Raw genomic sequence first — 10,515 nt, forward strand, 5'->3', positions numbered from 1 at the left:
AATTCGAACATTTCCCCTAGGAGAAAACCCCATGGCCGGGAAAACACTCTACGACAAGATCTGGGACGCCCACGTCGCCCATGAAGCCGAGGACGGCACCTGCCTCCTCTACATCGACCGCCACCTGGTGCACGAAGTGACCAGCCCGCAGGCCTTCGAAGGTCTGCGCATGGCGGGCCGCACCGTTCATTCGCCCGACAAGACCATCGCGGTGCCGGACCACAACGTGCCAACCACGCTCGACCGCATCAACGGCGTCATCGAGAACGAGGAAAGCCGCATCCAGGTCGAGGCGCTCGACAAGAACGCCAAGGAATTCGGCGTGAACTACTACCCGGTGTCCGACGTCCGCCAGGGCATCGTGCACATCGTCGGCCCTGAACAGGGATGGACGCTGCCGGGCATGACCGTCGTCTGCGGCGACAGCCACACCGCGACCCACGGCGCGTTCGGCGCGCTGGCGCACGGCATCGGCACCTCCGAGGTCGAGCACGTGCTCGCCACGCAGACGCTGATCCAGAAGAAGTCCAAGAACATGAAGGTGGAGATCACCGGCAAGCTCAAGCCGGGCGTGACCGCCAAGGACATCACGCTCGCCGTGATCGGTGAGACCGGGACCGCCGGCGGCACCGGCTATGTCATCGAGTATTGCGGCGAAGCGATCCGCGACCTGTCGATGGAAGGCCGCATGACCGTCTGCAACATGGCGATCGAAGGCGGCGCCCGCGCCGGCCTGATCGCGCCGGACGAGACCACCTTCGAATACATCAAGGGCCGTCCCCACGCGCCGAAGGGCGCGCAGTGGGAAGCCGCGATGAACTGGTGGAAGACGCTCTACTCGGACGACGACGCCCATTGGGACAAGGTCGTGACGCTCAAGGGCGAGGACATCGAGCCGGTCGTCACCTGGGGCACTTCGCCCGAGGACGTCCTGCCGATCTCGGCCAAGGTCCCCGCGCCCGGCGATTTCACCGGCGGCAAGGTCGGCGCGGCCGAGCGCGCGCTGGAGTACATGGGGCTCGAGGCGGGCACGCCGCTCGACCAGATCAAGATCGACGCGGTCTTCATCGGCTCGTGCACCAACGGCCGGATCGAGGACCTGCGCGAAGTCGCCAAGGTCGTGAAGGGCAAGAAGGTCGCCGAGGGCGTGCGCGCCATGATCGTGCCGGGCTCCGGCCTCGTGCGCGCGCAGGCGGAGGAAGAGGGCCTGGCCCAGATATTCGAGGAGGCCGGGTTCGAATGGCGCCTCGCGGGCTGTTCCATGTGCCTCGCCATGAACCCCGACCAGCTCGCCCCCGGTGAGCGCTGCGCCTCGACCTCGAACCGCAACTTCGAGGGGCGCCAGGGCTACAAGGGCCGCACCCACCTGATGTCGCCGGCGATGGCCGCCGCGGCCGCGGTGACCGGTCACCTGACCGACGTGCGCAAGTTCAACTGATACGCCAGCCCATCCCCCGGCGGGTCCCGACGCAGGACCCCCGGGACGGGTGGGCCCGCCATTGAGGACACCGAATAATGGAAAAATTCGAAAAGCTGACCGGGATCGCGGCCCCCATGCCGCTGGTGAACATCGACACCGACATGATCATCCCCAAGCAGTTCCTGAAGACGATCAAGCGCTCCGGCCTTGGCGTGAACCTCTTCGACGAGATGCGGTATGACCGCGAGGGCAACGAGATCCCCGATTTCGTGCTGAACCAGCCGCAGTACCGCGAGGCGCAGATCCTCGTCGCCGGCGACAACTTCGGCTGCGGCTCGTCGCGCGAACACGCCCCGTGGGCGCTGGCCGACTTCGGCATCAAGGCGGTCATCTCGACCTCGTTCGCCGACATCTTCTACAACAACTGCTTCAAGAACGGCATCCTGCCGATCGTGCTGCCGCAGGACGCGGTCGACGTGCTCATGAAGGACGCCGAGAAGGGCTCCAACGCCCGCATGATCGTGGACCTCGAAGAGCAGACCGTCACCACCTCCGACGGCGAAAGCTTCTCGTTCGAGGTCGACAGCTTCCAGAAGCACTGCCTTCTCAACGGGTTGGACGACATCGGCCTGACGCTTGAGAAAAAGGCGTCGATCGACGCCTACGAAGCCAAGCTGGCGCAGGAACGTCCCTGGGTCTGAGACCGGCGGGCGGGGCTTCGGCCCCGCCTATGCCAGCTCGCGCCGCAGCCGGAGCATCACCGGCACCATCGCGGCGCTGAGGGCAAGGCACCACAGGCCCAGCCCGATCCCCTGCCGGGGAAAACTGATCCCCGCATCGATCAACACGCCCGTGATCCCCGGCCCGATGGCCGTCGAGATCACCATGATCACCGTCTGAAGCGACCGGACAGCACCCAGGTGCCGCGTGCCGTAGACACGGGGCAGGAAGGCGCCCAGGAAACTTTGCGCCGCCCCCTGCGTCATCGCCATCACGCCCAGGACCACGAACCACATCGGGAACACCTCGGCAGGCGCGAGGATGAACAGCGACAGGCCCATCGGGACCAGCAGGATGGGCAGAAGCCGCTCCGGCCCGAACCGGTCCGCCGCCCAGCCCGCGATCAGCGCGAAGCCGACCGACATGGTCGCCCAGATCACGTAGCCCGGCGCCATCTGCGCCAGCGTCCAGCCCTTCGTTTCGGCGATGTTGACCTGCTGGAAGAAGATCACCGTGCCGATGAAAGGCGGGGTCAGGAAGAGTGGCAGGATCGCGAAGAACAGCCAGTGCCGCACGAGGTCGCGCCGCTGCCAGTGCTTGCCGCCCAGCCCCGCGCTCGCCTCCGCGGACACGACCTCGCCCGCGGGCTCCCGGTCCTGCGACAGCAGTGCCATGAGAAGCGGGATCACCCCCACGAGGATCACGGCCGCCGCGATGCCCCAGGTGAAACGCCAGCCCAGCACGCCGATCAGGGTGACGAAGATCAGCGGCAGCACCGCCTCGCCCAGCGGGTGCCCGAGCGACGCGATGGCGACCGCGCGCCCGCGCGTGGCATGGAACCAGCGCCCCATCGACGTCACCGCCATGTGCGAGAACATGCCCTGGCCGCAGAAGCGCAGCAGGAACACCGCGACCGCCAGCATCACCACGTTGGCCGACAGCGCCATGCCGATGCAGGCCAGCGCGAAAAGAAGGCTGATCACCAGCGCGAGCCGCGAGAGCCGCATCGTATCCACCAGCGCGCCCCGGCTGAACAGAAGCGCGGCGGAGCCCAGCGTCGCGATCGTGTAGAGCCCGCCCCACGCCCCGTTGCTCAGGTCATGCGCCGCGCGGATCTCGCCCGCGAAGAGCGAAATGAACCAGGTCTGGCCGAAAGACGACGCGAAGGTGAGGAGAAAACCGGTGGCGAGCCAACGGGCGTTGGAAACGAGAAACGACATCATGACACCGCCAATATGCGCGCTGGACGCGGGATGAAAGCCGTACCGGCCCGGCGCCGCGCGTTTAATTTCGGCCCGCCGCCCGGACTTGTTCGGAAACGAGGACAATGGGTTGGCTACATGTTGTAGCCGACCGGGGCGCGCCCCCAACAAGGTGCGGGCACCCACAAGGCCGCCAAATTCCCGCCGCAGGATAGGTGCAAAATCGCACCACTCCGCTCACAATACAGCCGTGAATCTTTCGTTAATTCAGACCGTTACTTGCAGAAACGCACGAATGTGGGCAAGATTATGTCAATGATGAGGCAGACCGCCATAATTGGTGGTTTCGGTTTGGAACAAGGGACGCGGCAACGCATCGCGCCCGGCCAGAGCGAGGACAGAGAGCAATGACTTCCCGCGTTATCGGCGCACTTCTGCGCGCGTGCCTGGCCGTGATCCTGATCATCACGCCCTCGCTCATGATCCCCGGCGTGCAGGACGAGACGATCCAGATCGTGATCCTCGCGGCGGTCTTCGGCTTCGCGCTGACCACTTTCGAATACGCTTCGACCTACCCGGGCCTCGTGGAATTCCGCGAGGCGCCGCCGTTCAACCGCATCCGGTTCCTGTCGCTCTTCGCGACGGTGTTCCTGCTGTCGGCCGTGGCGCGCGGCACCACCGATCCCTCGACCTTCACCGAATTCGTGGGCGCAGTGGGCACCCTGATCGGCAAGGCCATCGACTTCCCCTATTCGCCCGTGCGCCTCATCGTTCTGATGCTGCCCGAGGGTGCCACGGCACAGGAGATCATCACCCTGCGCATGGCCGCCGGCATGAGCTACCTGATCTCGCTCGTGTCACTGGCGATCTTCGTCATCGCCCTGCGCATCACCGGCTGGCCCAAGCGCAAGGGCGGCTTCAACGTCTGGGTGAACCTGCCCATGTTCGACCCCACCGCCGGCGGTGACGTGGTCGAGCGGCTGGAACGCGACGCACGGTTCAACGTGGCGCTGGGCTTCCTGCTGCCGTTCCTGACCCCCGCGCTGATCAAGGGCGCCTCGGGGCTCTTCGGCTCGATCTCGATCACCAACGACCAGACGATGATCTGGACGATCTCGGCCTGGGCCTTCCTGCCCGCTTCGCTCTTCATGCGCGGGATCGCGATGCAGCGCGTCGCCACGCTGATCTGCGAACAGCGCGCCCGCAACTCGGCCAGCGCCGAGAGCAAGTCGCTTCAGCCCGCGTGATCCGGCGGGCGGCGCTTGCGGCCTGTCTGAGCCTCGCGGCCGGGGCGGGTACGGGCGATCCGATCCGCATCGCGACCTACGATTCCGATCTTTTCCGCGATGGGCCCGGACGGCTTCTTGCCGACATCCGCGACCGCGACCCACAGGTCATGGCGGTGGTCGAGGTCATCGCGGCGGTCGATCCCGACATCCTGCACCTGACCGGCTTCGACTGGGATCTCGAGGGCCACGCGCTTGCCGCCTTCATCGACCTGCTGGACGCAGCCGGGGCGCCCTACCCGCACCTTTTCAGCGACCGGCCCAACGCGGGCGTGGCCTCGGGCGAAGACCTCGACGGCAATGGGCGCGTAGGCGAGCCGCGCGATTCGCAGGGTTACGGCGAATTCACCGGACAGGGCGGCATGGCCGTGCTGTCGCGCCACCCGATCGGCGACGTGCGCAGCTTTACCGACCTGTTGTGGCGCGACGTGCCGGGCAACCTCGCCCCGATGGCCGGCGACACGCCCTTCCCGTCCGAAGCGGCGCGCGCGGTGCAACGCCTGTCGTCGGTCGCGCACTGGGACCTGCCCGTCCGGGTGCGGGACGACACGCTCCACATCCTCGCCTGGCACGGCGCCCCGCCAGTCTTCGACGGACCGGAGGACCTGAACGGCGCGCGGGGGGCGGATGAGGCTCTGTTCTGGCTCAAATTGCTCGATGGCGACCTGGCGTTCGCCCCGCCGGATGGTCCCGTGATCCTCACCGGCGTCTCCAACATCGACCCGCTCGACGGGGACGGACGGCACGCCGCGATGCGCCGGGTGCTGGAGCATCCGCGACTACAGGACCCGGCACCCGAGGGTCCCGGCGGCATCGTGGCCGCCAACCCGGACCACGGGGGAAACCCGGCGCAGGACACCGCGGATTTCGACGACCCCGAACCGGGGAACCTGCGCGCCGACTACATCCTGCCCGACGCCACGCTCGAGGTGGTGGACAGCGGCGTCTTCTGGCCCGCCCCGGAGGACCCGATGGCCGAAACGGTGGCCGCCGCCAGCAGCCACCGCGTCGTCTGGGTCGACATCGACCTGCCCTAGGCGCGCACCGGTGCTGCGGCGGACGCCGCCGCTTCCGGCAGATACCCCCGCAGAACCGTGTCGAGCGGCGTCGGACGGAACCCCGGAAGCAGAGCCTCCAGCCGTTTCGGCGCCAGAGTGTGGGGCGTGTCGCAGAGATAGCGCATCTCGGTCAGTTCCCGGCCGAGTTCCCACACCGGCGCGGCGAGCCTCAGCGCCCACCAGGGAAACGACGTGCGCCGGATCGGGCGGCCCATCGCCGCCGACAACCACGCGCGCACCTCGTCCAGCGACAGCGCGTGTCCGGGGAACGGGACGTCCTCGAACCGGCCCAGCGCATCGCGCATCTCTGCCAGCGCGACCGCAGCCCGTGCCCAGTCGGGGAGATAGCACCAGGGCGTCACCACGTCGCCGGGGCCGGGATACATCATCCGCCCCTTGTCCAGCCGGGCCAGCACCATCGCGGTCATCACGTCATCCCCCGACTCGGGATCGAGGAAATTGCCCGCCCGCAGGATGATCGTCTGCACCCCGCTGTCGCGGTAGGCCCGTTCCATCTCGTCGCGGATACGGCCCTTGCGCGAACAGGGGCGGTGCGGCGTGGTCTCGGACCATTCACCCGCCGTGTCGCCGTAGACATAGACGTTGCCCGGGATGACGACCGTCGCGCCCGAGGCGCGCGCGGCGGCGATGACGTCGCGGGTGATCTGCGGGATGATCTCGGCCCAGTTGTGATACTTGGGCGGGTTCATCCCGTTGACGATCACGTCGCAGCCCATCGCGGCCTGCGTCATGTCGTCGGTCTTGCGGTCGAACCGCCGCACGGTCCAGCCCGCCGCCTCGAAGGCGCGGGCGGAATGGGTGCCGATCTTGCCGGACGCCCCGAGGATGAGAACGGTCTTGGTCATGCTTGCCTCCATCTGGCTGATGGACCCAAGGTATCCATTCGCAGGCAAACAGAAATTGCCCAAAACCGAGAGTATGGTATTCATCCATGAATGGATAACCCGCTCAACGCCCTCGACTGGTCGCTCGTACGTGCCTTCCTGGCCGTCGCCGAGGAAGGATCGCTCTCCGCCGCGGCCCGCGCGCTCGGCTCCAGCCAACCCACGCTCGGCCGTCAGGTGCGCGAGATCGAGACGGCGCTGGGGGCCGAGCTCTTCCAGCGCCACGCCAAGGGGCTGACGCTGTCGGACACCGGCCACGCCATTCTGCCGGCGGCCCGGGCCATGCGCGCGGCGGTCGGCCAGATCAGCCTGATCGCCGCCGGACAGGATGCGGCCCCCACCGGCACCGTGCGCATCACCGCCAGCGTGATCGTCGCGCATTTCGTCCTGCCCCCGATCCTCGCGCGCCTGCGGGCCGAGGAGCCGGGTATCCAGATCGACCTCGTCGCCACCGACTCCAGCGACAACCTGCTGTTTCGGGAGGCCGACATCGCCGTGCGGATGTACCGGCCCGACCAGCTCGACATGGTGACGCGTCACGTGACCGACCTGCCGATCGGAATCTTCGCGGCGACGCGCTACCTCGACCGGGTCGGCCGGCCCGAAACGATGGAAGAGGCGCTCGCGCTCGACTGGGTGGGATACGACCGCTCGGAGCTGCTGATCCGCGGAATGCGCGACCTGGGTCTGCAGGTGGACCGGAGCTTCTTCGCCACCCGGACCGACGACCAGGCGGGCAACTGGCAGCTCGTGCGCGCGGGCTGCGGCGTCGGGATCGCGCAGATCGCCACGGGGCGCGCCACGCCCGAGGTGGAACAGTTGTTCCCCGAGATGGCGCTGCCAAGCCTGCCGGTCTGGCTGACCGCGCACGAAGCGATGCGGCGCACGCCGCGGGTGGCGCGGGTCTGGGACGTGCTGGCCGAAGGGCTGGCGCGCGCGGTTTCTTGACCGCCCGTCACCCGCGGTATACCCCGACGCCAACACGCAATCAGCCCAAGGACAGTGACATGAGCGTTGGCTCCCTCCTCATCCTCCCCGGCGACGGGATCGGCCCGGAAGTCATGGCCGAAGTGCGCCGCATCATCGACTGGTACGGCGAAAAGCGCGACCTGACGTTCGACGTGTCCGAGGACCTCGTGGGCGGGGCGGCCTACGACAAGCACGGCACGCCGCTGACCGATGCCACGATGGACCACGCGCAGGAAGTCGACGCGGTCCTGCTGGGCGCCGTGGGCGGCCCGAAATACGACGATCTCGACTTCTCCGTGAAGCCGGAGCGCGGCCTTCTGCGCCTGCGCAAGGAGATGGACCTGTTCGCCAACCTGCGCCCGGCCCAATGCTTCGACGCGCTGGCCGATTTCTCGTCGCTGAAGAAGGACGTGGTCGCCGGGCTCGACATCATGATCGTGCGCGAACTGACCTCCGGCATCTACTTCGGCGAGCCGCGCGGTATCTTCGAGGAAGGCAACGAACGCGTGGGCATCAACACCCAGCGCTACACCGAGAGCGAAATCGACCGCGTCGCGCGCTCGGCGTTCGAGCTGGCCATGAAGCGGGACAAGAAGCTCTGCTCCATGGAAAAGGCCAACGTGATGGAATCGGGCATCCTCTGGCGCGAAGTCGTGACAGAGGTGGCCAAGGATTACCCCGAGGTCGAGCTTTCCCACATGTACGCCGACGCTGGCGCCATGCAGCTCTGCCGTTGGCCCAAGCAGTTCGACGTGATCGTGACCGACAACCTGTTCGGCGACCTGCTTTCGGACGCCGCCGCGATGCTGACCGGCTCGCTGGGCATGCTGCCCTCGGCCTCGCTCGGCACGCCGATGGAGAACGGGCGGCCCAAGGCGCTTTACGAGCCCGTCCACGGCTCGGCCCCGGACATCGCCGGACAGGGCAAGGCCAACCCGATCGCCTGCATCCTGAGCTTCGCGATGGCGCTGCGCTATTCCTTCGACCTGGGCGAAGAGGCCGACCGCCTCGAAGCCGCGATCGAGCAGGTGCTGGCCGACGGCAAACGCACCGCCGACCTCCTGGGCGAAGAGGGCGTCACGCCGGTGTCGACCTCCGGCATGGGCGACGCCATCCTCGAGGCGCTGGACAACAGCCTCTGAGCGACACCGACCTGCACAGGTTTTGATCAGGGCCGCTTGCTTGTGGGCAGGCGGCCCTTTTCATGCGCGGCCAACCGCGCCGCCCCGCTTGCATCGGGCGGCCAAACCGGGTTGGGATCGGGCATCCACGGAGGTCTTCATGCCATTTCTCGGCCCTCTCTACGCCCTTGCCGGTTTCGCGCTCTTCGCGACCCATGACGCGATCATCAAGTACCTGGGCGGCACCTATTCGCCGTTCCAGATCATCTTCTTCGCGACCCTGTTCTCGTTCCCGCTGGTCAGTTTCATGCTGATGCGCGACGCGACCCAGGGAAACCTGCGGCCCGTGCACCCCTGGTGGACGACGCTGCGCACGATCTGCGCGGTGATCGCCCAGTTCTCGGCCTTCTACGCGTTCTCGGTCCTGCCGTTGGCGCAGACCTACGTGCTTCTTTTCGCGACGCCGCTTCTCATCACCCTGATCGCGATCCCGATCCTGGGCGAAAAGGTCGGCATCCACCGGCTGGGCGCCGTGGTCGTCGGGCTCGTGGGCGTGCTCGTCGTGCTGCAACCGCGCAGCGGGGCCGAGTTCAGCATCGGCCACCTGGCCGGCATCTCTTCGGCGGTGTTCAATTCGCTGGCCTCGGTGATCGTGCGCAAGATCGGGCGGGACGAGCGGCCGGTGGTGCTCATGCTCTACCCGATGGCCGCGAATTTCATCGTGATGGGCGCGCTCCTGGCCTTGGTCTACGTCCCCATGCCGGTCACGCACCTCGGCGGCCTCGCCGTGATCTCGGCGCTCGGCTTCACGGCCGGGCTGTTCATGATCGCGGGCTACAAGAACGGGGACGCGGCCATCGTCGCCCCGATGCAATATTCCCAGATCATCTGGGCCAGCCTGTTCGGTTACATCTTCTTCGCCGAATCGGTCGACCGGCCGACGCTGATCGGCGCGGGAATCATCATCCTGTCGGGGCTCTACATCGTCTTCCGCGAAACCCGGCGGGGCCCGGATTCGCAGACGCCGGTGCTGCGCACGCGCTCACGCGGGGCCACGGCCGCGAGCTTTCGGATTTCGCTGTTTCTCAGGCGCGCAAAAGCGCGCGGATAACCTCTTGCCAAGCCCTCATGTGTGGGCTATTCCGCGCGCCACGGTCGGAGTGTAGCTCAGCCTGGTAGAGCACTGTCTTCGGGAGGCAGGGGTCGTGAGTTCGAATCTCGCCACTCCGACCAATAAATTCAGATGGTTATCTGGATTGGCCCCGCCTATTGTCGTGCAAGTATTGCACGGCATACAGGCCCGGCGTACTGTTTTGGTATGCCCAAAGAACCCATAAGATACCGAAAACGCACAAGAACTGACGGAATGTGGGAAATCGTCTGGAACGACCCCGACACCGGACGAATCAAGCGTCAGTCATGCAAGACGCGTGATGAGCACGAGGCAGACCGAAAGCTCGCGGAGAAGGTGCTTTCTGGTGACATCGTGCCGCCTAATGTCGTGACGATTGGGTATCTGGTGGATCGTTACTATCAACACCTGAAGCGTCGCAAGGAGGCCGCGACGATTGTTCCCATGGCATCAAAGGTGGAGCGGCTGAAGGAATTCCTCGGTACGCGGAAGTGGCAAGACTTTGGGCAAGCAGACGTCGAAAATTACATTGATCATGCAAAGACTGTGACGCGGTGGGATCGTGGTGACGCTCACCTTAGCGACGGCACGATCAAGAAGGACCTTCAGATATGTGAACCGGCATGCAAGATTGACCCCTGTATTGGGGTAATCGGCGTCCAAAAGTGACCCCCCTGATATTTCTGTTCAGAAGCTTCCTCA

Annotated in this window: 10 protein-coding genes and 1 tRNA gene; 9 read left to right on the forward strand and 2 right to left on the reverse strand. The window is 66.4% G+C overall.

Annotated features, from left to right (window positions below; all coding sequences use genetic code 11):
- Positions 1–31 precede the first annotated feature (31 nt).
- Both leuC and leuD read left to right on the forward strand, forming a co-directional pair.
- The gene (gene leuC, locus GQE99_RS20105) at positions 32–1,438 is read left to right on the forward strand and encodes a 3-isopropylmalate dehydratase large subunit (RefSeq protein ID WP_161353742.1); all 1,407 of its coding nucleotides are present in this window, start codon (positions 32–34) and stop codon (positions 1,436–1,438) included.
- Between the two features lie 77 nt (positions 1,439–1,515).
- A complete protein-coding gene (leuD, locus tag GQE99_RS20110) occupies positions 1,516–2,121 on the forward strand; it encodes a 3-isopropylmalate dehydratase small subunit (protein ID WP_161353743.1) in 606 nt (201 codons plus the stop codon).
- A gap of 27 nt (positions 2,122–2,148) precedes the next feature.
- Here the strand turns inward: leuD and GQE99_RS20115 are convergent, their stop codons facing one another.
- The gene (locus GQE99_RS20115) at positions 2,149–3,363 is read right to left on the reverse strand and encodes an MFS transporter (protein ID WP_161353744.1); all 1,215 of its coding nucleotides are present in this window, start codon (positions 3,361–3,363) and stop codon (positions 2,149–2,151) included.
- 386 nt (positions 3,364–3,749) lie between these two features.
- Between GQE99_RS20115 and GQE99_RS20120 the strand changes: the two genes are divergently transcribed.
- Both GQE99_RS20120 and GQE99_RS20125 read left to right on the forward strand, forming a co-directional pair.
- On the forward strand, positions 3,750–4,589 hold the full coding sequence (locus tag GQE99_RS20120; RefSeq protein WP_161353745.1) for a hypothetical protein: 840 nt from the start codon (positions 3,750–3,752) through the stop codon (positions 4,587–4,589).
- A complete protein-coding gene (locus GQE99_RS20125; protein WP_328794235.1) occupies positions 4,586–5,665 on the forward strand; it encodes an endonuclease/exonuclease/phosphatase family protein in 1,080 nt (359 codons plus the stop codon). The genes GQE99_RS20120 and GQE99_RS20125 overlap by 4 nt, the downstream gene beginning before the upstream one ends.
- On the opposite strand, the gene GQE99_RS20130 is transcribed toward GQE99_RS20125, so the two are convergent.
- Positions 5,662–6,552, reverse strand: a complete 891-nt coding sequence (locus tag GQE99_RS20130; protein WP_161353746.1) for an NAD-dependent epimerase/dehydratase family protein — start codon at positions 6,550–6,552, stop codon at positions 5,662–5,664. The genes GQE99_RS20125 and GQE99_RS20130 overlap by 4 nt on opposite strands.
- Positions 6,553–6,642: 90 nt before the next feature.
- Between GQE99_RS20130 and GQE99_RS20135 the strand changes: the two genes are divergently transcribed.
- The 5 genes from GQE99_RS20135 (at position 6,643) to GQE99_RS20155 (ending at position 10,482) form a co-directional block, all read left to right on the forward strand.
- Complete coding sequence (locus tag GQE99_RS20135) at positions 6,643–7,539, forward strand: LysR family transcriptional regulator (protein WP_161353747.1); 897 nt, start codon at positions 6,643–6,645, stop codon at positions 7,537–7,539.
- A gap of 59 nt (positions 7,540–7,598) precedes the next feature.
- Positions 7,599–8,702, forward strand: coding sequence for a 3-isopropylmalate dehydrogenase (leuB, locus tag GQE99_RS20140; protein WP_161353748.1), 1,104 nt, complete (start codon positions 7,599–7,601; stop codon positions 8,700–8,702).
- A 139-nt stretch (positions 8,703–8,841) separates the two neighbouring features.
- Positions 8,842–9,792: a DMT family transporter gene (locus GQE99_RS20145; RefSeq protein WP_161353749.1), complete on the forward strand. Its 951-nt coding sequence runs from the start codon at positions 8,842–8,844 to the stop codon at positions 9,790–9,792.
- Positions 9,793–9,837: 45 nt separating this feature from the next.
- Positions 9,838–9,914: transfer RNA gene (locus GQE99_RS20150), tRNA-Pro, on the forward strand.
- Positions 9,915–10,047: 133 nt separating this feature from the next.
- On the forward strand, positions 10,048–10,482 hold the full coding sequence (locus tag GQE99_RS20155; protein ID WP_161353750.1) for a globin family protein: 435 nt from the start codon (positions 10,048–10,050) through the stop codon (positions 10,480–10,482).
- The last annotated feature ends 33 nt before the right edge of the window (positions 10,483–10,515 follow it).

The organism is Maritimibacter harenae, from assembly GCF_009882975.1.
GTDB lineage: Bacteria > Pseudomonadota > Alphaproteobacteria > Rhodobacterales > Rhodobacteraceae > Maritimibacter > Maritimibacter harenae.

Excerpts from the sequence above, each read along its gene's own strand:
- leuD (WP_161353743.1), top strand. The coding sequence starts at position 1,516 with ATGGAAAAATTCGAAAAGCTGACCGGGATCGCGGCCCCCATGCCGCTG.
- GQE99_RS20120 (WP_161353745.1), top strand. The coding sequence starts at position 3,750 with ATGACTTCCCGCGTTATCGGCGCACTTCTGCGCGCGTGCCTGGCCGTG.
- GQE99_RS20130 (WP_161353746.1), bottom strand. The coding sequence starts at position 6,552 with ATGACCAAGACCGTTCTCATCCTCGGGGCGTCCGGCAAGATCGGCACC.
- leuC (WP_161353742.1), top strand. The coding sequence starts at position 32 with ATGGCCGGGAAAACACTCTACGACAAGATCTGGGACGCCCACGTCGCC.
- GQE99_RS20115 (WP_161353744.1), bottom strand. The coding sequence starts at position 3,363 with ATGATGTCGTTTCTCGTTTCCAACGCCCGTTGGCTCGCCACCGGTTTT.
- leuB (WP_161353748.1), top strand. The coding sequence starts at position 7,599 with ATGAGCGTTGGCTCCCTCCTCATCCTCCCCGGCGACGGGATCGGCCCG.
- GQE99_RS20135 (WP_161353747.1), top strand. The coding sequence starts at position 6,643 with ATGGATAACCCGCTCAACGCCCTCGACTGGTCGCTCGTACGTGCCTTC.
- GQE99_RS20145 (WP_161353749.1), top strand. The coding sequence starts at position 8,842 with ATGCCATTTCTCGGCCCTCTCTACGCCCTTGCCGGTTTCGCGCTCTTC.
- GQE99_RS20155 (WP_161353750.1), top strand. The coding sequence starts at position 10,048 with ATGTGGGAAATCGTCTGGAACGACCCCGACACCGGACGAATCAAGCGT.